Annotated in this window: 22 protein-coding genes; 13 read left to right on the top strand and 9 right to left on the bottom strand. The window is 64.2% G+C overall.

The features are described 5' to 3' along the window. Nucleotides 1-19: 19 nt before the first annotated feature. Nucleotides 20-244, top strand: coding sequence for a hypothetical protein (locus RFM41_RS02045; RefSeq protein ID WP_320245860.1), 225 nt, complete (start codon nucleotides 20-22; stop codon nucleotides 242-244). An 84-nt stretch (nucleotides 245-328) separates the two neighbouring features. On the opposite strand, the gene RFM41_RS02040 is transcribed toward RFM41_RS02045, so the two are convergent. From RFM41_RS02040 to RFM41_RS02015, 6 genes are all read right to left on the bottom strand, one after another. Then, nucleotides 329-562 (bottom strand): DUF680 domain-containing protein, encoded by a 234-nt coding sequence (locus RFM41_RS02040; protein ID WP_320245859.1) that lies wholly within the window; start codon nucleotides 560-562, stop codon nucleotides 329-331. Nucleotides 563-855: 293 nt separating this feature from the next. After that, nucleotides 856-1500 carry a TetR/AcrR family transcriptional regulator gene (locus RFM41_RS02035; RefSeq protein WP_320245858.1) on the bottom strand — a complete coding sequence of 215 codons (645 nt, stop codon included), beginning with the start codon at nucleotides 1498-1500 and terminating at the stop codon, nucleotides 856-858. 212 nt (nucleotides 1501-1712) lie between these two features. Further along, nucleotides 1713-2489, bottom strand: a complete 777-nt coding sequence (locus RFM41_RS02030) for an SDR family NAD(P)-dependent oxidoreductase (RefSeq protein WP_320245857.1) — start codon at nucleotides 2487-2489, stop codon at nucleotides 1713-1715. Between the two features lie 17 nt (nucleotides 2490-2506). Next, complete coding sequence (locus RFM41_RS02025; protein WP_320245856.1) at nucleotides 2507-3544, bottom strand: phosphotransferase family protein; 1038 nt, start codon at nucleotides 3542-3544, stop codon at nucleotides 2507-2509. Then, complete coding sequence (locus RFM41_RS02020; RefSeq protein WP_430691490.1) at nucleotides 3544-4023, bottom strand: MaoC family dehydratase; 480 nt, start codon at nucleotides 4021-4023, stop codon at nucleotides 3544-3546. Before RFM41_RS02020 ends, RFM41_RS02025 begins: the two co-directional genes overlap by 1 nt. Before the next feature lie 51 nt (nucleotides 4024-4074). Then, nucleotides 4075-4890: an SDR family oxidoreductase gene (locus RFM41_RS02015; protein WP_320245855.1), complete on the bottom strand. Its 816-nt coding sequence runs from the start codon at nucleotides 4888-4890 to the stop codon at nucleotides 4075-4077. A 119-nt stretch (nucleotides 4891-5009) separates the two neighbouring features. Here RFM41_RS02015 and RFM41_RS02010 point away from each other — a divergent pair, with 119 nt between their 5' ends. Genes RFM41_RS02010 through RFM41_RS01985 form a run of 6 tightly spaced genes read left to right on the top strand, consistent with a single transcriptional unit; the run spans nucleotide 5010 to nucleotide 10872 of the window. After that, entirely contained in the window at nucleotides 5010-6251 is a 1242-nt protein-coding gene (locus tag RFM41_RS02010) for an acyl-CoA dehydrogenase family protein (protein ID WP_320245854.1), read from the top strand. A 5-nt stretch (nucleotides 6252-6256) separates the two neighbouring features. Beyond that, nucleotides 6257-7294 carry a zinc-binding dehydrogenase gene (locus tag RFM41_RS02005; protein ID WP_320245853.1) on the top strand — a complete coding sequence of 346 codons (1038 nt, stop codon included), beginning with the start codon at nucleotides 6257-6259 and terminating at the stop codon, nucleotides 7292-7294. Nucleotides 7295-7354: 60 nt separating this feature from the next. Next, nucleotides 7355-8689, top strand: a complete 1335-nt coding sequence (locus tag RFM41_RS02000; RefSeq protein ID WP_320245852.1) for a glycosyltransferase 87 family protein — start codon at nucleotides 7355-7357, stop codon at nucleotides 8687-8689. Continuing rightward, entirely contained in the window at nucleotides 8682-9650 is a 969-nt protein-coding gene (locus tag RFM41_RS01995; RefSeq protein ID WP_320245851.1) for a glycosyltransferase family 2 protein, read from the top strand. The genes RFM41_RS02000 and RFM41_RS01995 overlap by 8 nt, the downstream gene beginning before the upstream one ends. Then, nucleotides 9647-10468 (top strand): ChbG/HpnK family deacetylase, encoded by an 822-nt coding sequence (locus RFM41_RS01990; RefSeq protein WP_320245850.1) that lies wholly within the window; start codon nucleotides 9647-9649, stop codon nucleotides 10466-10468. The genes RFM41_RS01995 and RFM41_RS01990 overlap by 4 nt, the downstream gene beginning before the upstream one ends. Next, nucleotides 10465-10872: a GtrA family protein gene (locus tag RFM41_RS01985; RefSeq protein ID WP_320245849.1), complete on the top strand. Its 408-nt coding sequence runs from the start codon at nucleotides 10465-10467 to the stop codon at nucleotides 10870-10872. Before RFM41_RS01990 ends, RFM41_RS01985 begins: the two co-directional genes overlap by 4 nt. Here RFM41_RS01985 and RFM41_RS01980 read toward each other — a convergent pair whose 3' ends face one another. The 3 genes from RFM41_RS01980 to RFM41_RS01970 all read right to left on the bottom strand — a co-directional run bounded on the left by RFM41_RS01980 (nucleotide 10873) and on the right by RFM41_RS01970 (nucleotide 16262). Continuing rightward, entirely contained in the window at nucleotides 10873-14064 is a 3192-nt protein-coding gene (locus RFM41_RS01980) for an efflux RND transporter permease subunit (protein ID WP_430691489.1), read from the bottom strand. Then, nucleotides 14061-15215: an efflux RND transporter periplasmic adaptor subunit gene (locus RFM41_RS01975; protein ID WP_320245847.1), complete on the bottom strand. Its 1155-nt coding sequence runs from the start codon at nucleotides 15213-15215 to the stop codon at nucleotides 14061-14063. The genes RFM41_RS01980 and RFM41_RS01975 overlap by 4 nt, the downstream gene beginning before the upstream one ends. A gap of 222 nt (nucleotides 15216-15437) precedes the next feature. Further along, nucleotides 15438-16262, bottom strand: coding sequence for a MurR/RpiR family transcriptional regulator (locus RFM41_RS01970; RefSeq protein WP_320245846.1), 825 nt, complete (start codon nucleotides 16260-16262; stop codon nucleotides 15438-15440). Between the two features lie 142 nt (nucleotides 16263-16404). Between RFM41_RS01970 and RFM41_RS01965 the strand changes: the two genes are divergently transcribed. The 6 genes from RFM41_RS01965 to RFM41_RS01940 all read left to right on the top strand — a co-directional run bounded on the left by RFM41_RS01965 (nucleotide 16405) and on the right by RFM41_RS01940 (nucleotide 24375). Beyond that, nucleotides 16405-17223, top strand: a complete 819-nt coding sequence (locus RFM41_RS01965) for an N-formylglutamate amidohydrolase (protein WP_320245845.1) — start codon at nucleotides 16405-16407, stop codon at nucleotides 17221-17223. 20 nt (nucleotides 17224-17243) lie between these two features. Continuing rightward, the gene (locus RFM41_RS01960) at nucleotides 17244-18803 is read left to right on the top strand and encodes an amino acid permease (protein WP_320245844.1); all 1560 of its coding nucleotides are present in this window, start codon (nucleotides 17244-17246) and stop codon (nucleotides 18801-18803) included. Between the two features lie 87 nt (nucleotides 18804-18890). Beyond that, complete coding sequence (locus RFM41_RS01955; RefSeq protein WP_320245843.1) at nucleotides 18891-20261, top strand: glutamine synthetase family protein; 1371 nt, start codon at nucleotides 18891-18893, stop codon at nucleotides 20259-20261. Between the two features lie 182 nt (nucleotides 20262-20443). Then, complete coding sequence (locus RFM41_RS01950; protein ID WP_320245842.1) at nucleotides 20444-21832, top strand: aldehyde dehydrogenase family protein; 1389 nt, start codon at nucleotides 20444-20446, stop codon at nucleotides 21830-21832. Nucleotides 21833-21849: 17 nt separating this feature from the next. Next, the gene (locus tag RFM41_RS01945; protein ID WP_320245841.1) at nucleotides 21850-23022 is read left to right on the top strand and encodes an iron-containing alcohol dehydrogenase; all 1173 of its coding nucleotides are present in this window, start codon (nucleotides 21850-21852) and stop codon (nucleotides 23020-23022) included. Between the two features lie 246 nt (nucleotides 23023-23268). Then, nucleotides 23269-24375: an ABC transporter substrate-binding protein gene (locus RFM41_RS01940; protein ID WP_320245840.1), complete on the top strand. Its 1107-nt coding sequence runs from the start codon at nucleotides 23269-23271 to the stop codon at nucleotides 24373-24375. The last annotated feature ends 17 nt before the right edge of the window (nucleotides 24376-24392 follow it).

Below are 24392 nucleotides of genomic sequence, written 5' to 3'. Positions count from 1 at the left end.
CTCGCGAGGGAGATTGCCGATGCCGTCCAAAGCCGCGCCGAAGTCGCCCAGGAAGACAGCTGCGGTCCGCTCGCTGGAGCATGAAAGGCGTCACGAGATCGAGGAAGAGGAACTCGAGGAAGGCCTCGAGGATACGTTCCCGGCCAGCGACCCGGTGTCGATCACCGGCAGTTCCATTCCTGGCGCTCCCGCCAAGCCCGGCAAGGCCAAAAACGTGGCGGGAACGAAACGGCCCAGGAAATAGGCTTCGAGCAGGTCCTCGAAGCTGAAGGCAAAACGAAAAAGGGCGGCCAAGTGCCGCCCGTTTTCGTTGATCTTACGCTAGCGCTTACAGGCCGGGTACGAACCACGGGCTGACGTCGATGCCAAGCCGCGGGCTCTTCGTCTGGGCCTTGGTGGCGTCTGCCTTTTCGACCGAGCCGGTCGCGGTGCAATCAAGAACCACATTGGCGTTGGTCTTGGCGCAGGTTGCCGGCGCATGCTTGGCCGGCTGGCTCGCGCCGGCAAAAGCGGCGCCCGAGAGAGCCAGCACGGCGGCGAGGGCGAGGATGGTCTTCTTCATTTTCCGTCTCCAGTCATCTCTTTTCGTACATGTACGATACAGCGTACACATACGGCGATTGGAAGCGGAATTCAAGGGGAAATCTGTACGTGTACGACAACTTTTCTTGAACGTAGGAACTCGCCGCGGCGGATCAAGCCGACGGTGGCGCAAAAACAGCTGCGGAGATCAGAGCAATTCCAGGAAAAGCGTGGGCGGTTAAGTTCGGCGACTTCGCCGTAACCTTCCCGGCCAGAATTGCGTAAAAACAAAGAGATAGGTGTTTTGCCGTTTCCGTGAAATGGTGAAACGCGCTAGCAGTCGACCGGGGTTTCGGTGAGCGGCGGGATTTCGTGCTCCGACAGCGAGGCCATCATGAAGTTGCACATGCGCTTCACGTAAGTCTCGGGGTCGCCGAAAGGATAGAAGGGAAAGGTGATCAGCAACGAAATCGTGCCGTGGCCGACCGTCCACAGCATGGTGGCGATGGCGCGCGGGTCGCCCTTGAGCCTGCCGGCTGCGACGCAGGCCTCAACGCGTTTGATCAGCACCTTCATGGCCGGATTGCCCTCCTCCATGTCCTCGTAGCTGCGTCCTTCGGGCAGCCTGGTCTTCTCGGTCATGAAGACGGTGCGGTATTCGTTGGGATTGCCGAGCCCGAAAGCGGCATACTCGGTCATCACGGCCTGCAGCGCCTCGACCGGATCGTCCGCGGGATGCTCCTCGATGCGACGGGCGAGCGTTTCGAAGGCGTCCTCGGCCAGCGCGAACAGGATGTCCTGCTTGTCGGCGAAGTAGGAATAGACCGACATCGGCGCGTAGCCGACCCGCTTGGCGAGCTTACGAATGGTGAGGCCTTCGTAGCCCTCCTCCTGCACCAGCTTGTGAGCTGCCGCGACGAGTTCCGCGCGAAGCTCGGCCTTCTGTTTTTCGCGGCGTTTCTGAACGCTCAGCGTCAATGTCTGCTGCCTTTTGTCGTTGGTTGCCTGACGAAATTATATACGCTGTACGGAAACGGGCAAGAGAGCCGCCCGGTTCCCTTACGTGTGCTCTAACTCTCTGTTTTAACGCAATTCCGGACGGAAAGCCGTTAAGGCCCCTTTTTCCTGGAATTGCTCTTTGTCAGACGCAATTTCGGACGGAAAACCGCAAACACTTTTCCTGGAATTGCTCAGATCGCGCCAATGCCGCCGTCGAGCGCCAGCGTGTGGCCGGTCATGAACGAGTTGCCAGGGTCGGCGAGGAACAGGATGCCGGTGGTGATCTCGTCGACCTCGCCGACGCGCTTCATCGGCACGCCGCGCGTGAGTTCGGCAAGCGCCTCGGCTTCGGGCGCGCCGGTGAGACGGACGAAGCCGTCGACCATCGCCGTGCGGGTATGGGCCGGGCAGACCGCGTTGATGCGGATGCCCTTGCTGGCATATTCCACGGCGGCCGAGCGCGTCAGGCCGACGACGCCGTGCTTGGCGGCGGCATAGACAGACAGCTTCGGCGCGCCGGAGAGGCCGGCGACCGAGGCGATGTTGACGATGACGCCGCCCTTGCCGCCTTCCCTGAACTGCCGCTCCAACTGGGGGATCTGGTGCTTCATGGCGTAGAAGACGCCGAGCAGGTCGACCTCCACCACGCGGCGCGCCTCGTCCGAGGACACCTGCGGCAGGCGCACGAAGGAGTGGACGATGCCGGCATTGTTGACGGCGATGTCGAGCCGGCCGAACTTTTGCACGGCAAGCTGCACAAGATCCTCCGAGAGCTTTTCGTCGGCAATGTTGCCGGCAAGGTGAGCGGTCTCGGCGTCGAGCGTTGCGGCGAAACTGCCGAGCGCAGCCTCGTCGAGATCGGAGAGCACCAGCCGCGCCCCTTCGGCGGCGAAGGCCTTTGCCGCGCCGCTGCCGAGGCCGCCGGTCGCACCGCTGATCAGTACCGTCATGCCATCGAAACGGCCCATCGCTCGGCTCTCCGCTTTCAGCTGTTCTCGTCGACCAGTTCCGCCGCAAGCGCGGCAAGCAGCTTCACTGCCTCGCCATAGGTCTTTGCCTTTTCCGGATTGGAGGCGTTGCCGTCCAGCGCGCGGCGGTAGACGCCCTGGCAGATCGCCGCCAGCCGGAAGAAGGAGAAGGCGAGGAAGAAGGTCCAGTTGTCGATCTTCCCGATGCCACGCCGTTTGCAATAGGCGGCGACATAGGCTTCCTCCGAAGGCAGGCCGGCAGCCGCGCGGTCGACGCCGCCAAGGCCGCGAAAGCCCGAGGCATGCGGCAGGCGCCATTGCATGCATTGATAGGCAAGGTCGGCGAAGGGGTGGCCGAGCGTCGACAGTTCCCAGTCGAGCACCGCGATGACTTTCGACGCATCGGGCGCGAACATCATATTGTCCAGCCGGTAATCGCCATGGACAAGCGAAACGAGGCCGTCATCGGCCGGCATATGCGTTTCGAGCCACGCAATCAGCCTGTCCATGTCGGCTATGGTTTCGGTTTCGGAGGCCCGGTACTGGCTGGTCCAGCGCGCGAGCTGGCGTTCGAAATAGCTGCCGGGCTTGCCGAAATCGCTCAAGCCCACGGCCTCGACGTCGACGTCGTGCAGGGCGGTGAGCGTCGCGTTCATCGCGTCGTAGATCGCGGCGCGCTCTTCATTGCCGGAAACGTCCGGCAGCGACGGATCCCAGAAGATGCGGCCGTCGAGATATTCCATGACATAGAACATGCGGCCGATCGGGGAGTCTTCGCCTGACAGATGCAGCATGCGCGGCACCGGCACGGCGGTGCCGGCAAGCGCCCGCATCACCCTAAATTCCCGGTCGACCTGATGCGCGGATTTCAGCAATTGTCCTGGCGGCTTGGCGCGCAACACATAGCGACCGCTGGCGGCGGTCAAAAGATAGGTCGGATTGGACTGGCCGGACTTGAACTTTTCAATCGAGGACAGGCCTGCAAAGCCCGGAATATGCGCCTCGAGATAGGGCGCAAGCGCCGCCTGGTCTATGGCACCGGCCTCGCTGCTCATCAGGCATTCTCGGGCTCGCGCTCGATCAGGGTCAGCGTCAGCCAGCGCGCGGTCAGCGCCGGCTTCTTCGATCCCTCGATCTCGATGGTCACGTCATGCGCCGTCTGCACCCAGCCGGACGGCCTGACCTTGACGTCCGCCAGCACGAAGCGGGTTCGGATGCGCGAGCCCGTCTTCACCGGCGCCAGGAAGCGCAGCGTGTCGAAGCCGTGATTGACGCCCATCTTGGTGTTTTCCAGCGACGGCATGGTCTCGAAGGTCATTGCCGACAAAAGCGACAGCGACAGGAAGCCATGCGCGATGGTGCCGCCGAACGGCGTCTCGCGCTTGGCGCGCTCCGGATCGCAATGGATGAACTGGTGGTCGTCGGTCGCATCGGCGAACTGGTCGATCATGCGCTGCGTCACCGTTCGCCAGGGCGAGACGCCGACTTCCTTGCCGACGCTTGCCAGAAGCGTATCGAGACTGATCGGTTCCACGCTGATGTCCTCCGCACCCCCGCCCGGCTTACAATCCTCGAATCGGGCGCCTTATTCCTTGAACAAAGTCATTCCATGCTGCACCGACTGGCCACCGTCGATCGGCAGGATGGCGCCGGTGACATAGCTTCCGGCTCGGCTGCACAAATAAAGCGTTGCGCCGGCAATGTCATCCGCCACGCCGATACGGCCAAGCGGAACATGGTTACCAACATGTTTCGCCTGCTCCTCGGTCGCGGTGGCAAAGGCCGTCATGCGGCTTTGGAAAGGGCCGGGCGCAAAGGCGTTGACGGTGATGCGGCGGGCGGCGAACTCGATCGCCAGCGTGCGCGTTAGATGATGCACCGCCGCTTTCGAGGCCGCGTAGGAATAGGCGTCGTCAGCCAGCGGCTGGGTGCCCATCACCGAGCCGAGATTGATGACGCGGGCCGGGTCCTCGTCGCCTGCCGCGGCGTCGAGCAGCGGCAAAAGCTCCCGTGTCAGGTGGAAGACGGCGGTGACGTTGACGCCGAACACCTTGGCCCAGGCGTGGTAAGGGAACTCCTCCAGCGGCGCGCCCCAGGAAATGCCGGCATTGTTGACCAGGATATGCAGGCGCTGCGTGCGCGCCTTGACCTCGGCGACCAAAGCGGCGATGCCCGTTTCGCTGGACACGTCGCCGGCAAAGCCCTCGGCATGGCCGGAGCCGCCGAGCGCGTTCAATTCGTTGGCGACTTTCGCGCAATCCTCGCCCTTGCGCGAAGCGATCATCACATGTGCGCCGGCGCGCACCAGTCCAGTCGCCACCATGCGGCCGATGCCGGTCGCGGCACCCGTCACCAGCGCGGTCTTGCCGGCGACCGAGAACAGCTTGTCCAGATAGCTCATTATGTTTCTCCGCATCCTGCCCGGCCGGGACTTGCCCAAGGACTCGCGTTGACAAGGCTAGCCGAAGTACGGTCATCCTCGCCACGGGTAAAGATTTATCTTCGGAAAGGCAGGAAGCGATGGCGGACATGAATCTCGGGATGACCGAGCGGCTGAAGCCAATCCACCAGCGCGTGGCGGCGATGGTGCGCGACGAGATCGCACCGCTCGGCGAAGAGTTCCTCGCCGAGGTCGGCAAGGATGGCGACCGCTGGGCCTATACGGCGAGGCAAACGGAAATCCTGGAAGGCTTGAAGAAAACGGCGCGCGAGCGCGGGCTGTGGAACTTCTGGCTGACCGATTCCAAGCGCGGCTACGGGCTTTCCACCGTCGAATACGCCTATCTGGCGGAGGAGATGGGCAAGGCGCATCTCGGCGCCGAGACCTTCAACTGCTCGGCGCCCGACACCGGCAACATGGAAGTGCTCGAGCGTTACGGATCGGAAGCGCACAAGCGGGACTGGCTGGAGCCGCTGCTCGAGGGCCGGATCCGCTCGGCCTATCTCATGACCGAGCCGGATGTGGCTTCCTCCGACGCGACGAATATTTCGATGCGCTGCGAGCGGCAGGGCGGCGATTATGTGCTCAACGGCGAAAAATGGTGGGCGTCGGGCGCCGGCGATCCGCGCTGCGCCATCTATATCGTCATGGTCAGGACCGGATCGGACGAGGAGCCGCAGCATCGCCGGCATTCGATGATCCTGGTGCCTTCCGACAGCAAAGGCATCACCAAGCTGCGGCCCATGCAGGTCTATGGCGATGACGACGCGCCGCACGGCCACATGCATCTCAGATTCGAGAATGTGCGCGTGCCGGCGGCGAATCTGATCCTTGGCGAGGGCAGGGGGTTCGAGATCGCGCAGGGGCGGCTCGGGCCCGGCCGCATCCATCACTGCATGCGCGCCATCGGCCAGGCCGAGATGGCGCTGGAGATGCTGTGCCAGCGCTCGGTGCGGCGCGAGGCCTTCGGCCAGTCGCTGGCCAAGCTCGGCGCCAATTTCGACATCATCGCCGAATGCCGCATGGAGATCGAGATGGCGCGGCTCCTGTGCCTCAAGGCTGCGTGGATGATCGACCAGGGGGACGCCCGCGCGGCCGCGCCCTGGATCAGCCAGATCAAGGTGGTGGCGCCGCGCGTCGCGCTGAAGGTCACCGACGAGGCGGTGCAGATGTTCGGCGCGCAAGGCATCAGCCAGGACACGCCGCTCGCCCGCTCCTGGACGCATCTGAGGACATTGCGGCTCGCCGACGGGCCGGACGCCGTGCACCGGCGCCAGGTGGCGCGCGCGGAACTGAGGAAATACACGCAGGAAAAGGTCTGACGGCCATGGCGCTTCCATCGCAAATGCAAGGTCTGCTGCTTGTCGGCGACGGTTACACCAGGACGCCTTCGGCGGCCGCGCTCGAAGCGATGGAACCTTACCTCCAGCCCGGCCGCATAGCCGTGCCGGTGCCAGGGCCGGCACAGGCGCTGATCAAGGTCAGCCTCGCCTCGATCAACCCCTCCGACATTGCCTTCATCAAGGGCCAGTACGGCCAGCCGCGGGTCAAGGGCCGGCCGGCGGGTTTCGAGGGCGTCGGCATTGTCGTCGCCACGGGCGACGATCCCTATGCAAAAAGCCTTGCAGGGAAACGCGTCGCCTTCGCCACCGGCGTGTCGAACTGGGGCGCCTGGGCGGATTATGCCGTCGCCGAGGCCGCGTCCTGCATCCCGCTGATCGACACGGTGCGCGACGAGGACGGCGCTGCGATGATCGTCAATCCGCTGACGGCCTTGGCCATGTTCGACATCGTCAGGGAGCAGGGCGAAAAGGCCTTCATCATGACGGCCGGCGCCAGCCAGCTCTGCAAGCTGATCATCGGGCTGGCGAAGGAGGCAGGTTTCCGGCCGATCGTCACGGTGCGCCGCGACGAGCAGATCCCGCTGCTTAAGGAGCTCGGCGCCGCCCATGTGCTCAACGAGAAGGCTGCGGATTTCGAGGCAACGTTGCGCGAGGCGATGAAGGCCGAGCAGCCGCGCATCTTCCTCGACGCCGTCACCGGCCCGCTGGCTTCCGCCATCTTCAACGCCATGCCGAAACGCGCGCGCTGGATCGTCTATGGCCGGCTCGACGCCGAGCCGACGGTGATCCGCGAGCCCGGCCAACTGATCTTCCAGCACAAGCGCGTCGAGGGCTTCTGGCTGGCCGAATGGATGCGGCAGTTCCGCGACCGGCTGGGACCGGCGGTGCTGGAAGCGCAGAAGCGCTTTTCCGACGGACGCTGGTCGACCGACGTCACGGCGGTCGTGCCGCTGGACGAGGCGATGGCGCGGCTGCCGGCCGAACTCGCCAAGCCCAACGGCAAGGTGTTCATCAAACCCTGAAGCAATCCGGGCGCCGATGGCAGCGGGTGGGTCGGAGCCACCGCCGTCGAACACAAAGTCGTGATCGACGATGGGTCGGCGGAAAAATGTCGCTGTTCCAACGTCCTTTCCGTCGCGCCGGTAACAGCCACGTTCGGATGTTCTATTTCATTTCGATGTGATATCTCGCCGGCGCTGAAGGCCAGGCGGCGATGGGAAAGCCGTTCTGGTCGGAATGCGGGGTGCGCTATGATGGTAACCAAGCCGGTTTTCGACCGTTTGGGTTTTTGGCTATGGGTCGGGTCGTTTCTGGTCGTGCTTGGCCTGGTGCTATGGTCACCCGAAACGCGTTCGGTGGTCCACATCTATAGACATGGCAGTGAAGCGTTTCTGAGCGGCCAGCCGCTGTATCAGGTCGAAGTCGCCATGGGATATCTATACGCCCCCGCCTTCGCCGTCCTCTATGTTCCCCTGCTGAAGCTCGGACCGTATCTGGGCAATATTTTGTGGCACATGCTGGGCTTCGGCGTCCTGACCTTTGCCGCGATGCGTCAGGTGCGCAAGCTTGGTGGCGAGGAGCAGAAATGGCTCTTGTCCTTCGGTCTCTTCCTCGCCTTGCCGGTGTCGCTGGCGGCGCTTCGCAACGGCCAGGCAACGATCCTGCTCACCGGAGCGTGCTGGTTTCTCACGCTGTCGGCCCTCGAGGGTCGCCGGGCCGAATGCTTCTTCTGGGCATCGCTTGCGATCATTGCCAAACCCACGGCGATCATCATGCTGCTGTTGGCGGGAGCGCTGCGTCCCAGGCTGATACCGGCGCTGGCGCTGGCGGTCCTTGTCGTGCTCGCCATCCCCTATGGCTTTGCGTCCACGGGCTATATCAACGCCCAGTATCACGATTTCTTCCGGATGCTGACCTCGATGGCGGTCGACCCAACCGGGCCCTTCGTCCCGGCCGACTTCACGGCGCCTTTCGCGAGGCTTGGGATATCACTTCCCGAGTTTGACGTGACGATCGTGCGCGTCGTCGCGGGTTTGCTTACGCTTTGGGTGGTGCTCCAATTCGACCGCCGACTGGATCCGGGCGCCAGCGGGCTCGCCATCTTCCTCACAGCGGCTTTCTACATGTGCGTCTTCAATCCGCGGGTCGAGCAGAACACCTATGCCATGGTGGCGGTGCCTGCCGGTCTCTCCATCGCCTTGCTGTGGCGGGAGAAGGGAGCCGGGGCCGTGCTCTGGTCGCTGGCGGTGCTCCTCTTCGTTACCGGACTGACCAGCATCGATGGCCGGCTGCACGATCTTTTCCACCCGTGGCTCCGGCCGGTCAGCATCAGCATCGTCGCCTGCGTGCTCATCGGCTGGTTCTGGACGCAAGATAGACGCAAGGTGCCTGCCGCCGGAGCCGTCGCGCATGGCTGAGACGCTCGACATCATCGCGCCGTTCTTCAACGAGGCCGAATCCGCCATTGCGTTTGTCGGGTTGCTCGACAGGCTGGAAGTGGCCGTGGCGGAGCGCTTCGGCATGACGGTCCGCAAGATACTCGTCGACGACGGCAGCCGCGACGGCAGCGCCGAGACGTTCGCGGCCGCGCTCTCCGGCTCCTGGGAGATCGTGCGGCTGAGCCGCAATTTCGGCAAGGAAGCGGCTGTGCTCGCCGGCCTCGATCATTCGCGTGGCGACACGGTCCTGATCATGGACTCCGACCTCCAGCATTCCATGGACATCAGCCTGAAGATGATTGGCGAGCTGGTCGAGAATCCGGAGATCGACGTCGTCTTCGCGCAAAACGACCGGCGCGAGGGGAGCTGGCGGCGCAGCCAGCTGGCGCGGCTTTTCTACAAGCTGATCAACAGCAGCCAGCGCTTCGACATCCCCGAGAATGCCGGAGACTTCCGCGTCATGCGCGGCTCGGTGGCCCGTGCCTTGACCAGCGTGCGCGACAAGCGTCGCTTCAACAAGGGCCTGTTCGCCTGGGCCGGCTTCCGCCAGAAGGCGGTGCTTTACTCGCCGGAAAACCGCGCCGGCGGCACGTCGAAATGGACCAGGTTCAACCTGATCGCGTTCTCGCTTGAGGGATTCACCTCGTTTTCCGTGATCCCGCTGCGCGTCATCAGCCTCATCGGATTGCTGGCGGCCTTTGCCGGCCTCGCCTATGGCGTGAAGGTGCTTTTCGAGGTGCTGTTCTACGGCATTCGTGTGCCCGGCTATCCCAGCCTCATGGTCGCCGTCGTGTTGCTGGGCGGCCTCAACCTGGCGCTGCTCGGCCTGATCGGCGAGTATGTCTGGGTCACGCTCAGCGAAAGCAAGGACCGGCCGGTCTACATCGTGCGCGATGTGCTGCATGGCAATGCCGTCGAGCAGGTTGCTCCGGACAAATGACCAGGTCGATCCGCCTGATCGCAGACGATTACGGCCTTGCGCCGGGGGTATCGAGCGCGATCCTCGACCTCATCGAGCGCGGCCGCCTGACCGGGACCAGTTGCATGACCGGCTTTCCCGAATGGGAAGAGGCGGCGGCGTGCATCAGGCCGTTCCGTCGACGGGCGGCCATCGGGTTGCACCTGACCCTCACCGATCAGATCGCCGCGACCGGCTCGTCCAGCCTGGCGCCGGAAGGCAAGCTGCCCGGGCTCGCCGCCCTTGCGCTGCCGGTGCGGCGCGGGCGCATCGACGAGCGGGACATCCATGCCGAGCTCGACGCCCAGTACGACCGCTTCACCGAAGCGCTGGCCGGCCCGCCCGACCATATCGACGGACACCAGCATGTGCATTTCCTTCCCGTGGTACGGAATTGGTTGCTTGCCCGGTTTCGGGCAAGCGCGCAAAAGCCGGCGCTGCGCGGCGCACCTGGGCTTCCCGGTCTCGATGTGGCGGCGGCCAAGATCGCGGCGATCGCAGCACTGGCCGCCGGCTTCAACAGAGCGATGCAGCGGGCGGGCTTCAGCGTTATGACGCCGCTCTCCGGCATCTATGACTGGCGGCAGCCGGAAAAATTCGCCTCGACGCTGCGCGCCGCGGTCGACACCTTGCCCGAACAAGCGGTGTTCATGTGCCATCCAGGCCATGTCGATGACATTTTGCGAGCGCGCGACCCGATGCAGGGCGTGCGTGAGGCCGAGTTCACGGTTCTGAGTTCCGAGGATTTTGGCGCCAGCCTCGAACGGGCCGGAGCGCGTGTCACGGACGGCAAAGCATGAGCGTTGGCCAGCCGCAGCGTTCGACCGGCAACAAGGTCGTCCGTTTCGCCTTGGTCGGGCTGGTCAACACCGGCATCGACCTTGCCTCGTTTTTCCTGCTGCTCAAGCTCGCAGTGCCGGCTTTGGCGGCCAATGTCGGCGCCTGGTTCGTTGCGGTCCTTTTCTCCTTCATGGCGAATGGCTTCTGGTCGTTCGAGCGGGACCCGAACATACGGCTGCACCATTCCTTCCTGCGCTTCGTCTCGCTGGGTGCGCTGATTTCGCTTGGCGTTTCCAGCTTGTCGATCGCCGTGCTGGCCGGCACCGTCGGCGTGTGGCCGGCCAAGATCATCGGCGTTGTGGTGGCCGCCGTGCTGAACTTCCTGGCGGCGCGCTGGTCGATCGAAGGCCGGCTGCTGAAATAGCTACTCCGCCTGCTCCGCGTCAGGACCTGATCCAACCATGATCTTTCCGAAAACCGGTTCCCACTTTTCGGGATCATGGTCGATATAGGCCGCTTCCTCGAGCTCGCGCTTCAGCCGCGCTTCCTCATGCGCCTTCGGCGTGACGAAGCGGCCAAGCAGCAGATAGGCGACAGGGGTCAGGAACAGGGTCGAGACGGTGGCCAGGCCAAGACCGCCGACGATGACCCAGCCCAGCGCCACGCGGGCTTCCGCGCCGGCGCCGGCGGCCAGCACCAGCGGCACGCCGCCGAGCACGGTGCAGATCATGGTCATCATCACTGGGCGCAGGCGAATGGTGGCCGCCTCTTCGATCGCTTCCCGGACGCCTGCCCCACGGTCGCGCAACTGGTTGGCGAACTCGACGATCAGGATGCCGTTCTTGGCCATGACGCCGACCAGAAGCACCAGGCCGATCTGGCTGTAGGCATTGAGGCTGGTGCCCGACAAGATCAGCGCGAAGATGGCGCAGGCTAAGCCCAGCGGCACCGTCGCCATGATGATGACGGCGCTGACGAAGCTTTCGAACTGCGCCGCCAGCACCAGAAGGATGATGACCAGGGCGAAGCTGAAGACGGCGATCATGGCGCTGTTGCTCTCGCCGAGCGTGGCGGCTTCGGCGAGCGGCAGGATGCGCGCGCCGGGCGGCAGCAGCGGCGTCGCGATCTGCTCGGCGCGGGTCAGCGCTTCGCCGAGCGCGAAGCCGTTGCCGAGATTGGCGGTGATCGCGACCGAGGGCTGCTGCTGCTCGCGCGTCAGCGACGGCGGCACGGCGCGTTCGGTCAGCGTGGCGATGGTCGACATCGGCACGAAGCGGCCGTCGGACGTTTTCAGGAAGATGTTTTCCAGATCGGTCGGATCGTTGATCGGGTTGGTGGTCGAGACCAGCTTCACGCCATAGCTGCGGTCGGCGATATAGACGTCGACGACGTCATTGCCGTCGAGCATGGCCTGCAGCGTGTCGGCGAGTCCGGTGATGTCGATGCCGAGATCGGAGGCGCGTTCGCGATCGATGGCGACCGCAAGCTGCGGCTGCGTCGGGTCGACGGAAAGGCGCGGCGTCTGGAAGCGCGGATCCTGGCGCATCTCCTCGACGACCTTCACGGCCGCTTCGCTCAGCGCCTTGCGGTCGTTGCCGACCAGCGCGAATTGCAGGCCGTTGCCGGCGCCGCGGATGCCGAGGCTGTTCGGCTGCACCGGAAAGACGCGCACGCTCGGCACCTGTTTCGTCAGGCGGCTGATGTCGGCCATGATTTCCTGCTGGCTGCGCGTGCGCTCGTCCCAGGGCGCCAGCGTCATCACCATGAAGCCCGAATTGTAGGAGCCGTTGTTGCCGGCGTTCTCGAAGGTCGAGCGGATCTCGCCGGAATCGCGCAGCGGCTGGATCAGCCGCTCGATCTTGCGCATCTGCTCGGTCGTGTAGTCGAGGCTGACGCCCTGCGGCGCGTTGATGCGCAACAGCACCACGGCGCGGTCTTCCGTCGGCGTGAGCTCCTGTCGGATGGTGCCGAACAAGGTGAAGGCGGCGCCGGCGAAGATCAGCGCGGCCAGCACCACGATCCAGGGCGCGTCGAGGCAAAGATGCAGGCAGCGCTTGTAGAGCCGATGCAGCGCCCCGCCGATGCGCGCGCCGATGCCGGTCCCGCCTTCATGGTGAAGCGATGCGCTGGTCAGCATGCGCGAGGCAAGCATGGGGCAGAGCGTCAGCGCGACAACGCAGGAGAGCAGCACCGACATCGCCAGCACGAAGCCGAATTCGCGGAACAGGCCGCCGGTCTGTCCAGGCAGGAAGGAGATCGGCACGAAGACGGCAACGAGCGTCAGCGTGGTGGCGACGACGGCGAAGAACACTTCCTGGGTGCCGAGCACCGCCGCGGCGCGCGGCCCCATGCCTTCATTGCGGCGGCGCACGATGTTTTCGAGCACGACGATGGCATCGTCGACGACGAGCCCGGTCGCCAGCACCAGCGCCAAGAGTGTCAGGATGTTGACGGAAAAACCGGCGAGATAGATCGCGGCAATGGTGCCGATCATGGCGACGGGCATCGACAGGCCGGGGATCAGTGTGGCGCGCCAGTCGAGCAGGAAGGCGTAGATGACGATGAGCACGATCGAGACGGAGAGCACCAGCGCGATCTCGACTTCATGCACGGCGCCGTTGACGAAGACGGCGTCGTCGCTGGTCACCTTGATGGACATGCCCGCTGGCAGCGTCTCCTGCAGCTTCGCGACGGAGGCCTTGACGCCGGTCGAGATGTCGAGCGTGTTCGATTCCGCCTGGCGGATGATGCCCAGCCCGATGCCGGTCTTGCCGTCGGAGCGTAGCGAGGTCTGGCCGATATCGGGTCCGAGCGTCACGGTGGCGACGTCACGGATGCGCGTAGCGCCGCCGATGACGATGTTCCCGAACTCTTCCGGCGTCGTCACGTCGGCGGTGGTGCGCACGATCAGGTCCTGGTTGGTCGTGGTGATCGAGCCGGCCGGGGAATCGAAGGCGACCGAGGCAAGCGCCTTTCGAAGGTCGGCAACGGTGAAGCCCTGGCTCGCCAGCTTGTTCTGGTCGACATCGATGCGAAAGATCTTGTCGCGGTCGCCATAGACCTGGACGTCGGCGACGCCCGGCACCGCGGCGAGTTCATCCTCGATGCGGTCCTGCACGAAAACCGTCATGTCCTGCACCGACATCGTGTCGGAGGTGACGGCGAGCCGCATCACCGCGTCGGAATTGGCGTCGGCCTTGACGATGCGTGGCGCGTCGGCGGTTTCGGGCAGCTGGTTGGTGATCCGGCTGACGGTATCGCGCACGTCGGAGGCCGCGACGTTGAGGTCGACGCCGTCGTTGAACTCGATGGTGACACGGCTCTGGCCGAAAGAGGACGTCGACGAGATCGACTTGACGCCGGAGACGCGCGCGACGGCGCCCTCGATCGCGTCCGTCAGCTCACGGTCGACGGTCTCAGCGGCCGCGCCCTCGAAGGTGGTGTTGACGGTGATGACGGGGCGATCGACATCCGGCAATTCGCGGATCTCGACGCCCCAGAAGGCCGCAAGCCCGGCAACCGCGATCAGCGTGTTGAGCACGAAGGCCATGACCGGCCTGCGGATGAAAAGCGCGGTCAGGCCCGATCCCGTGGCGGCGGCGCCGACGCTCATCATGAGCCTTCGGCCTCGGTGGCACGGTCCTCGCCGGCGATGCGGACATCGCCGCCTTCGCTGACGCTCTGCGTGCCTTCGGTCACAACCATGTCGCCGCTTACCACCGGCGCATCGATCAGCACCGTCTCGGTGTTACGCTGGATGATGCGCACCGGAACGCGCTTGGCCTTGCCGTCGGCGACCGTCCAGACATAGGCGCCGTCGGTTCCCCACTGGATGGCCAGCGGGCTGACGGCCGGATAGGTATCGCCGGGGAACCGCATGCCGATCTGGAAGGACATGCCGGCGCGCAGCGAATCGGCGGGGTTGGCGATCGTTGCCTTGACGAGCAGCGTGCGGCTGTTCTCGTCGATGTGGTTGTCGATGGCCGAGACGGTGCCGGTATAGACCTGGTTGGGGTTGGCCAAAGGCGTGGCCGACAGCTGGGCGCCGACCTTGACCGCTGCGGCGAAGCGTTCCGGCACCCAGAAATCGACCAGGATCGAGGAGCGGTCGTCAAGCGTGGCGATCGCCGACTGGCTGGTGACGTAGTTGCCGGCGGCGATCGGCAGGATGCCGACGGTGCCTTCGATCGGCGCCACGATCGAGCGGCGCTCAAGCGCAAGCTCGGCGTCGCGCAGCGCCAGCCTGGCGTTGGCGAGCGTCACCTGGGCATCGGCGACGGCAACCGGCGTGGCCGCATTGGAAGCCCTGAGCGATTTCACCCGGTCGAGCTTGGACTGCGCATCCTCGAGCGCCACCCGCGCGCGGTCGCGCGCGATCACTTCCACGTCGGAATCGAGCTTGGCGATCACGTCGCCCTTTTCGACATGCGTGCCGGACTGGACCAGCAGCTCGGTGAGGCGGCCGGACGAGTATGGATTGACGGTGACGGTCGCGTTGGCGCGGCCGGTGCCGATCGCCTGCAGCCTGTCGTTGATGGTGGCGGTGCCGGCGGGCGAAGCGACGATGGTGACGATCTGACCGGCGCGGCTGCGTCCGGACTGGCCGGTGCCGGCGGCGCTTTCCGTCGCGGGCGGTGCCACTGCGATGACGCCGTCCATTCCCCAACGCGCCAGTATCTCAGGCGCGCCGGGATAAAAGCGCGCCCAGGCGGCCACGGCGGCAACCAGAATCACAAGCGCTGCAACAATCTGCTTCCAGCTCGACATCGACACTCCAGCGGCAGGACTCGTCTGCCGGTTCCGGAAGGAAGCAGGCATAGCGACGACACGGGCTGGGGGCGAAACCGGCCACGCCACATCCCGATATCAGCGGTTTATGGCAATTATCACGCAATCGTGCACATTAAATCTCGGTAACGTGAAGGCCGGACGCGGTTCGGGCCCTTGCGTTTTGGCGCATTTAGCGGATGGCAGCCAGCTTCCGCCTGGCTAGCGCAGGCTTTCGAGATCGCGGATGCGCTTGGCTCCGGCTGCTTCGAGCTGCCTGGTCACGGCGCCGATCAGGGTTTCGGCGACCACGAACAGAGCGGCCGACGAATCCCAGGCGGAAGGTACGGCGGTGCGTCCGGCGATCACATGGCGGGCGAAGCGGGCGATCGGCGACAGCCACTGGTCGGTGAAGAGAATGATCTGCACGCCGCGGTGATGAGCCTTCTCGGCGAAGCGGACGAGGCTTTCCTGGTAGCGGCGGATGTCGAAGATCACCAGCACGTCGCGCTTGCCCATGTCGATCAGGCGGTCGCGCCAGATGCTCTCCTGGCCGGCGAGGTGATAGACATCCGGCTGGATGATGGCGAGATGCGCGGCCATGTAGCGCGCCAGCGGATCGGTGAAACGGCCGCCGATGAGGAAGGTCTTGCCGCGCCGCTCGGCAAGCCGCGCGGCTATGTCGGCGAGCTGTTTGTCGGTAAGGTGCCGGAAGGTCTCGCGCATATTGTCGAGCGTTGCCTCGAGCATCGGCGAAACGGTGCCGCCGGCCGAGCCTGGATCGAGCGTGCGCGAAGCCGGCGACTGCAATTGCGCCGCCAGCTCGTCCTGCAGCGCCGACTGGAATTCGGGATAGTTCTGAAAGCCGAGCCTGGCAACGAAGCGCAGGATCGTCGGCGAGGACACGCCGGCCGCGGCCGAGAATTCGGCGACGGTCTTCAGCCCGGTCAAGGGATAGTTGGCAATCAGCGTCTGGGCGGCGCGGCGCTCGCCGGCCGGCATTGCGCCGATGCGGTCGGAGATCAGTTCGGCAATGCTGGAAATCATGTTTTCCCCCGCCCGTTGACCCGCCGCCGCCGTTTTCCCGAATTCGCGTTTGACAAAGCCGGCCAAACTGTATGAAATCATTCACAAGGACGCAATGACACAAAATACGTAACATAAGATACAGCGTTCCGCAGGGGACGATATGGAGAAAGCTCGGCCCGCTAGCCTTGCATCGACCGAGACCGTAAGGGTGACCAACCCCGGCGGATCCAGCCCCTTCGTCTTCACCTGCGATCACGCTTCCAATTTCCTGCCCGCCGAGTTCGGAACGCTTGGCCTGCCGGTCGCGGACCTTTCGCGCCATATCGCCTGGGACCCGGGAGCGCTTCCCGTCGCCAGCCGCATGGCCGAAGCGCTCGACGCCACCTTGATCGAGACCCGCGTGTCGCGGCTTGTCATCGATTGCAACCGGCCGCTCGATGCGCCGGACCTCGTTCCGCCGGTCAGCGAGACAACAGCCATTCCCGGCAATTCGGACCTGTCCGACAAGCAGCGCGCCGCCCGTATCGACCTTGCCTGGCGCCCGTTCCACGACACGATTGCTGAAATCGTCGAGCGGCGGCTGGCGCGGGGGCAGGAGACGCGGCTGGTGTCGGTGCATTCCTTCACGCCGGTCTACAAGGGCAAGAGCCGGCCATGGCATATCGGCATCATCCACGATGACGACCGCCGCCTGGCGAAGCCCCTTGTCGCGGCGCTGCAACGGCTTGCCGGCGTCACCGTCGGTGTCAACGAACCCTATTCGCCGGCCGACCGCGTCTATTTCACGCTGGAGCGGCACGCGCGCTCGCGCGGCCTCGCCTGCGCGATGATCGAAATCCGCAACGACGAAATCGCCGGCGAGGCCGGGCAGCGGAAATGGGCGGATCTGCTCACAGGCATATTTTCGAATCTGGAGCCCGAGGAGGCCAAGGGCTCCCGACAAGGCGCAATGGGAAAGTCAGTTCAATCGGCCAGCTAAGAAAATAAGGGGACTTCCAAATGGCAGCAGACGACTACTCCGACGTAGACAAGGCGAAGGACATACAGGTCCTCCACAGCATGGGCTATGCCCAGGAACTGGAGCGGCGCCTCAGCCGCTTCTCGAATTTCGCAGTTTCGTTTTCCATCATCTGCATCCTGTCCGGCGGTATCAACTCGCTGGCGCAGGCGACCTCCGGCGCCGGCGGTATCGGCGTCGGTATCGGCTGGCTTGTCGGCTGTTTCGTGTCGCTCACCTTCGCCGTTGCCATGTCGCAGATCAGCTCGGCCTATCCGACGGCCGGCGGTCTCTACCACTGGGGTTCGATCCTCGGCAATCGCGGCACCGGCTGGGTCACGGCCTGGCTCAACCTGCTTGGCCTGATCACCGTGCTCGGCGCCATCAATGTCGGCACCTGGACTTTCTTCATCGGCGCCTTCGGACCGGCGCTGCACATTGACGGCTCGCTGACCAACCAGATGATCTTCCTGGTCATCATCACCGGCGCCCAGGCGCTGATCAATCATCTCGGCATCAAGCTGACGGCGAAGTTGACCGACTTTTCGGGTTACCTCATCTTCTTCGGCTCGATCCTGATCGCGGTGGTCTGCCTGCTTTTCGCGCAAACCTGGGACCTCAGCCGCCTCTTCACCTTCCACAACTACTCGGGCGATGCCGGCGGCGGCGTGTGGCCGCAGGTGTCGAATGCGTGGGTCTTCGCGCTCGGCCTCTTGCTGCCGATCTATACGATCACCGGTTACGACGCCTCCGCCCACACTTCCGAAGAAACCATCAAGGCGGCATCCTCGGTGCCGCGCGCGATGGTGATGTCGGTCATCTGGTCGGCGCTCTTCGGCTACCTGTTCCTGGCTGCTTTCGTGCTGATGATCCCGAACATGGACGATGCCGCCAAGCAGGGCTGGAACGTGTTCTTCTGGGCTTTCGACCAGCGCGTGCCGTCCGGCCTCAAGGAGTTCGTCTACCTCGTCGTGTTCGTGTCGCAGCTGCTGTGCGGTCTCGCGACCGTCACTTCCGCCTCGCGCATGATCTTCGCCTTCTCGCGTGACGGCGGCCTGCCAGGTTCGTCGGCACTCGCCAAGGTCAGCCCGACCTATCGCACGCCAGTGGCGGCGATCTGGACGGCCTCGATCCTGTCGGTGCTGTTCGTGTGGGGCTCGTCGGTGGTCTCGGTCGCCGGCACCTCGGCTTATACGATCGTGGTGTCCTGCACCGTCATCTTCCTGTTCCTCTCCTTCACCGTGCCGATCGTGCTCGGCATGATCGCCTGGGGAACGCCGAAGTGGGACAAGATGGGTCCATGGAACATGGGACGCGGCATCTTCATGCTGTTCGCGTTCCTGTCGATCGTGTCGATGATCCTGATCTTCGTCATCGGCATCCAGCCGCCGAACGACTGGGCGCTCTACATCACCGTCGGTTTCTTCATCCTGACGGCGATCGTCTGGTTCGCCTTCGAGCGTAACCGCTTCCAGGGCCCGCCGCTCGGCGACATCATCGCGGCGCGTCAGGCAGCGATCAAGGCGGCCGAACAGGCGGTCGGCGAGACCGGCGCCCACTGATATTTCGTCTTACGGCCATGGCCGGCGCAATGCCGGCCATGGTCTCGTTTCTCCCTTCAAATCGACAAGCACTGGAGCGCCAAAGGAATGGCCGGGAATTTCTCGTTCGATCAGTTGAAGAAAGCGGTCTCGAATGGCGAGATCGACACGGTGCTGGCCTGCATCGTCGACATGCAGGGCCGGCTCGCGGGAAAGCGCTTCCTGGCCCAGTATTTCGTCGATTCCGCGCATGGCGAGACGCATGGCTGCAACTATCTCCTGGCCTGCGACATCGATATGGAGCCGGTGCCGGGCTACAAGGCGGCGAGCTGGTCGAAGGGCTATGGCGACTTCGTCATGAAGCCGGACCTGTCGACGCTGCGGCGCATTCCGTGGCTGGAGAAGACGGCGCTGGTCATCTGCGATGTGCTCGACCATCACGATCACCAGGACCTGGCGCACTCGCCCCGCGCGATCCTGAAGAAGCAGGTCAAGCGCCTGCAGGAACGCGGCTATATCGGCTATTTCGCTTCCGAGCTGGAATTCTACCTGTTCAGCGAGACCTATGAGTCCGCCCGCAAGAAGCACTGGCAGGGGCTCGATAGCGCCTCGCCCTATATCGGCGACTACCAGATCGGCATCACCACGAAGGAAGAAGGCGTCATGCGCCGGCTTCGCAACGAGATGGAGGCTGCCGGCATCCCGATCGAAAACTCCAAGGGCGAGTGGGGACCGGGCCAGGAAGAGATCAATGTGCGCTATGCCGAGGCGCTCGACATGGCCGACCGCCACGTCATCCTGAAGAACGGCGCCAAGGAGATCGCCGATTCCGAGGGCAAGGCCATCTCCTTCATGGCCAAGTACAATTACGGCCTCGCCGGCAATTCCAGCCATATCCACAATTCGCTGTGGAGCGCCGACGGCAAGACGCCACTGTTCTTCGACAAGAAGGCGGAATGGACGCTATCGAGCCTCGGCCAGCAATGGGCGGCCGGGCAGCTCAAATACGCCAAGGAGTTCACCTGGTTCCTGGCGCCCTACATCAATTCCTACAAGCGCTTCCAGGCCGGCACCTTCGCGCCGACCAAGATCATGTGGAGCGAGGACAACCGCACCGCCGGCTTCCGGCTCTGTGGCGAGGGCACCAAGGGCATCCGCATGGAATGCCGGATCGGCGGCGCCGACCTCAATCCCTACCTCGCCTTCGCGGCGCTGATCGCGTCGGGCCTTGCCGGCATCGACGAGAAGCTGGAGCTGCAGAAGCCGTTCGTCGGCGACGCCTATCAGGCCTCGCGCCTGCCGGAAATCCCGAAGACCCTGCGCGACGCCACCGAGACGCTGGCCAAGTCGAAGATGCTGAAGCAGGCCTTCGGCGAGGAGGTGATCGAGCACTATGTTCACACCGCCCGCTGGGAGCAGTTCGAATATGACCGCCGCATCACGGATTGGGAGCTGCACCGGGGTTTTGAGCGGTATTAGAAAGCCGGGCAAGCGCCGGCGCTGCCCTTCACATTACCCCTCCCGTGAAGAACGAGTGAGGGAGGCGTCGGCGCCGGAACTTCTCCCTTCTCCCCACTTTAACGGCAGAAGGTGCCGGCAGGTGGACGGAGGGGCCGCGCCACGCCATGTAATTTTTGATTGTTGTAAACTGTGAGGAAGAAATGACCGAGACGGTCAAACTCAAATCCCCCATCGACGGCTCAATCTATGCCGAGCGGCCGGTCGCCAGCGACCAGGCGATCAATGCGGCGGTCGAGCGCGCCAGGGCGGCGCAGGAGAAGTGGGCCGAGACGCCAGTCGTCGAGCGCGGCAAATACATGCTGGCGATGCTCGAGGCCCTGGTCGCGATGACCGACGAGATCGTGCCCGAGATCGCCTGGCAGATGGGCCGGCCGGTGCGCTATGGCGGCGAGTTCGGCGGCGTCAAGGAACGCACCAACTACATGGTCGAGATCGCCGAGCAGGCATTGAAACCGGTCATGGCCTCCAATCCGAAGGACGGTTTCCGCCGTTATGTGAAGAAGGTGCCGCTCGGTGTCGTGCTGGTGATCGCGCCGTGGAACTATCCCTATCTCACGGCGGTCAACACCATCGTGCCGGCGCTGATGGCGGGCAGCGCCGTCATCCTCAAGCATGCCGCGCAAACGCTGCTGGTGGGCGAGCGCTTCCAACAGGCTTTCGACAAGGCCGGCCTGCCCAAGGGCCTGTTCCAGAACCTGGTCATGAACCATGCCCAGACCGAGAAGCTGCTCGGCTCGGGCAAGATCGACCATGTCAATTTCACCGGATCGGTCGGCGGCGGCCGCGCCATCGAGAAGGCGGCGGCCGGCACCTTCATGTCGCTCGGCCTCGAGCTCGGCGGCAAGGACCCGGCCTATGTGATGCCCGATGCCAAGCTGGACCATGCGGTCGCCAATCTGGTCGACGGCGCTTTCTACAATTCAGGCCAGTGCTGCTGCGGCATCGAGCGCGTCTATGTGCATGAGAAGGTCTATGACGAATTCGTCCAGGGCTTCATCGCCGAGACGAGGAACTATGTCGTCGGCAATCCGCTGGAGCAGGCGACCACCATGGGCCCGATGGCGCAGGCGCGCTTCGCCGACCTGATCCGCGAGCAGAAGGCCGAGGCGCTGCGCAAGGGCGCCAAGGCGCATATCAACATGAAGGTCGAGAACGACCGGGCCGGCTCGCCCTATCTGGCGCCGGAAGTGCTGACCGAAGTCGACCACCAGATGAGCGTCATGCGCGAAGAGAGCTTCGGGCCGATCGTCGGCATCATGAAGGTGCGCAATGACGAGGAGGCGATCGCGCTGATGAACGACAGCCCCTACGGGCTGACGGCCTCGATCTGGACGCGCGACACGGAGCACGCGATTGCCATCGGCGACCGCGTCGAGACCGGCACCGTGTTCATGAACCGCTGCGACTACCTCGACCCGGCGCTGGTCTGGACCGGCGTCAAGGACACCGGCAAAGGCGCGGCGCTGTCGGCCATCGGCTACGACAACCTGACCCGGCCGAAATCCTATCACCTGCGTGAAGCGATCTGACCCTCGAAAGACAAAAAATGTCCAAGCTCATCTCCAAATGGAACTACCCCACCACCGTCCGCTTCGGCGCCGGCCGCATCAAGGAATTGCCGGATGCGCTGGCTGCCGTCGGCATCAAGCGCCCGCTCTTCGTCACCGATCCGGGCCTGGCGAAGCTTCCGGTCGTCGCCTCGACGCTGAAGATCCTCGATGACGCCAAGGTTCCCTATGGCGTGTTTTCGGAGGTGAAGCCGAACCCGGTCGAGTCCAACCTCACCGCCGGCATCGCGGTGTTCAAGAAGGGCAAGCACGACGGCGTCATCGCCTTCGGCGGCGGCTCGGCGCTCGACCTCGGCAAGCTGATCGCCTTCCAGGCCGGCCAGACGCGCCCGGTATGGGATTTCGAGGATATCGGCGACTGGTGGACGCGCGCCAACTCGGACGCCATCGCGCCGATCATCGCGGTGCCGACCACGGCCGGCACTGGCTCCGAGGTCGGCCGCGCCGGCGTTATCACCAATGAGGAAACCCACACCAAGAAGGTCATCTTTCATCCGAAGCTGCTGCCGGCGATCGTCATTGCCGATCCGGAACTGTCGGTCGGCATGCCCGGCTTCATCACCGCCGGCACCGGCATGGACGCGCTGGCGCACTGCCTCGAGGCCTATTGCGCGCCGGGCTATCATCCGATGGCCGACGGCATCGCGGTGGAAGGCATCCGGCTGGTGTTCGAGAACCTGCCCAGGGCCTTCGCCAACGGCAAGGACCTCGTCGCCCGCGCCCATATGATGAGCGCCGCGGCCATGGGCGCGGCCGCCTTCCAGAAGGGGTTAGGAGCCATCCATTCGCTGTCGCATCCGATCGGCGCGCTCTACGACACCCATCACGGCATGACCAATGCCGTGTTCATGCCTTATGTGCTCGCTTTCAATCGCGAGGCGATCGAGGACCGTATTGCCCGGCTGGCCGCTTATTGCGGCATCAAGGGCGGCTTCGATGGCTTCGCCAAGGCGATCATCAAGCTGCGCAAGGAGCTCAAGGTGCCGCACGCGCTGCCCGGCCTCATCAAGGGGCTCGACATGGACAAGAAGCGCAAGGCGCTGATCGCCGACATGGCGGTGGTCGACCCGACGGCCGGCGGCAATCCGGTCAAGCTCACCAAGAAAGCGGCGCTGACGCTGCTCGAAAATGCGATCGCCGGCTCCGTCTGAGAGCCGGCTTTCAATGCCGAAGAGTTGAATGAAGGGGCGTTCCAGAGGGGGAGGGAGAGGGCAAAAAGCAAGGTGAATAACCATTAGCCGGAAAATTAAGTGCGGGCTAATTGCTACAGTCCGTTAAAAAGAGTTAACTTTTTGTGCCGCGGGGCTCGGGTTTCAAAAAGCCTTCATCTGGCTGTCACACGAAAACGATACCCGCATCGCAGGCGCTTAAGCGCGCCAGTTCAACGGAGAGAACACATGTTCAAGTTCACGGGGAAAGTGCTTTCCCTCTCGGCCGCGGCGCTCTTCGCGTCGACGGTGATTTCGTCCGCGGCTTCGCTGGACGATCTCGCCAAGGCCGCGAAGGCTGAAGGCCAGCTCACTGTCATCGCGCTGCCGCATGACTGGTGTGGCTACGGGGCAGTGATTGACGCTTTCAAGGCTAAGTATCCAGGAATCACCGTCAACGAACTCAACCCCGACGCCGGCTCGGGCGACGAGGTCGAGGCGATCAAGGCCAACAAGGACAACAAAGGCCCGCAGGCTCCCGACGTGATCGACGTCGGCTTGGCTTTCGGCCCCTCGGCCAAGAAAGACGGCCTGATCCAGCCTTACAAGGTCTCGACCTGGGATTCGATCCCGGACAGCGCCAAGGATGCCGACGGCGCCTGGTATGGCGACTATTACGGCGTGCTGTCGCTCATGGTGAACAAGGACCTGGTGAAGAACGTCCCGACCGACTGGGCCGATCTTCTGAAGCCGGAATTCGCCAATTCGGTTGCGCTCGCGGGTGATCCGCGCGCGTCGAACCAGGCGATCCAGGCCGTGCACGCCGCCGGCCTTTCGACCGGTGCTGCCGCCGGCAAGGCTGCCGGCGAAGCCGGCCTCGACTTCTTCAAGAAGCTCAATGCCGCCGGCAACTTCGTTCCGGTCATCGGCAAGCCGGCGACGCTCGCGCAGGGCCAGACCCCGATCCTGATCAACTGGGACTACAACAACCTGTCGGGCCGCGACACGCTGAACGGCAACCCGCCGACCGACATCGTCATCCCGAAGACCGGTGTCGTCGCCGGCGTCTACGTGCAGGCGATCAGCGCCTACGCGCCGCATCCGAATGCCGCCAAGCTGTGGATGGAATATCTCTACTCCGACGAAGGCCAGATCGGCTGGCTGAAGGGTTATTGCCACCCGATCCGCTTCAACGATCTCGCCAAGAACGGCAAGGTTCCGCAGGAGCTGCTCGACAAGCTGCCGCCGGCCGACGCCTATGCCAAGGCCGTGTTCCCGTCGCTGGACGAGCAGGGTGCCGCCAAGGAAGAGATCACCAAGGGCTGGGACTCGGTCGTCGGCGCCAACGTCAAGTAAGTCGATGCTTTTTCCGG

It is taken from the genome of Mesorhizobium vachelliae (assembly GCF_033977325.1).
In the GTDB taxonomy this organism is placed as follows: Bacteria; Pseudomonadota; Alphaproteobacteria; order Rhizobiales; family Rhizobiaceae; genus Mesorhizobium; species Mesorhizobium vachelliae.
The sequence above is the reverse complement of the archived record's forward strand: the minus strand, read 5'-3'. Positions and strand labels throughout refer to the sequence as shown.